The sequence below is a fragment of the Streptomyces sp. NPDC050619 genome, assembly GCF_040654815.1.
GTDB lineage: Bacteria > Actinomycetota > Actinomycetes > Streptomycetales > Streptomycetaceae > Streptomyces.
Window position 1 is genome coordinate 1 of the sequence record NZ_JBFAIR010000155.1, and the last position, 1,240, is coordinate 1,240.

1 protein-coding gene is annotated in these 1,240 nt (G+C 65.6%); it reads left to right on the forward strand.

Annotation, left to right across the window (positions count from 1 at the left end; translation table 11 throughout):
- Window positions 1-153 precede the first annotated feature (153 nt).
- The coding region (locus tag AB0I77_RS53655; protein WP_363290344.1) for a hypothetical protein at window positions 154-1,240 on the forward strand (1,087 nt) is incomplete at its 3' end.

Sequence of the window (1,240 nt, forward strand, 5' to 3'; positions counted from 1 at the left end):
ACCGGCCCCAATTCGCATGCCCCCATCCGCCACCGCGTCCACCCCGCGGCGTCTTTCGACCTTGAGTAAGATCACCGCTTGTATACCCGGGGGTGGGAATTGGCAGGGCCACCTGCCGGCCTCCGGGTGGGGAGCCGAGGGGGAGGGGCCGAGATGCCCGAGGGTATGGGACCGCTCAGCCCGTCGTTTGAGCGACTGCTCACGATGGGGTTCGCGCATCTGGCGCCGGGCCCGGTGACGGTACTGACCACCACTTCAGAGGAGGACCAGCCTCGTTTCGAGTTGCCCTCGTCATGGCGTGCCGCGCAGGGGCCGTCCTGGCAGGAACTCAGCGTCTGCGCTACGCGCCTGCTGCCGCAGGGTCCGCTTCTCCTCGTGCCACCGTGGCAGCGTCGCACCGGCACCGGGGGGAGGGCGAAGCGAAATGCGTCCTATTTCGCCTACGACGACGTCCTGGGCGCATGCCGTCCCGCCAACGCTGACAGTGTCTTGGCAGTTCTGACTCCTGCCGAGCTTTGGACCTCAGAATCGCCGCGCGCAGCGCAACTGCGCACGACGCTGGCTGAGCACTGGGATACGCTGGCCGTTCTCTACGGCACGGGCGTGATCCCGCAGATCCATCAGTCTGTCATCGTGGCAGCCGCCTTTTTGAAGGCCAGGCAGGAATCCCGGCCGCCGATGAAGATCTTCCGGGTGCCGCACACGGACGAGGGCGCGTCTGTTGAGAAGGATTTCGAGGTCCTGTTGCAGCGTGGAGGCGGAAGCACTCGGTACGGATATGTAGTCCGTAAACTGCCGCCCACCGAGGAGAGCCTCGACTTTGACCGTCACCATCCGGACGTCGTGTCGCAGCGAGCCGACCTGGCCGGCTTCGGCAGCATCACCGCGCTGGGCGAGCTTTACGAGGCTGTCCCGCGTATCAACATGACGGCAGACTCACAATGGATCAGTACGGAGGAACAACCTGGTGCCGTCCGGCTCCTGGGAGGCCGGGACGTCTTGCGTGGCGGTTCCATCGCACTGCCCACGGACGAAAGCTACTGGGTGAAAGCCCCGCCCAGGTGCCTCCTGCAATCAGGCGATCTCATCGTCCGCGAGATACATGGACGGAACGACCTGCCCGGTCTGATCGTCGCCGAGGTTACCGAGCAGGATCTCCCCGCCGCGCCCGCTCACACGACGATCGCTCTCAGACCTCGCGCCACCACCACGCCACAGCAGATTCGCCTGGTCGCCCAGT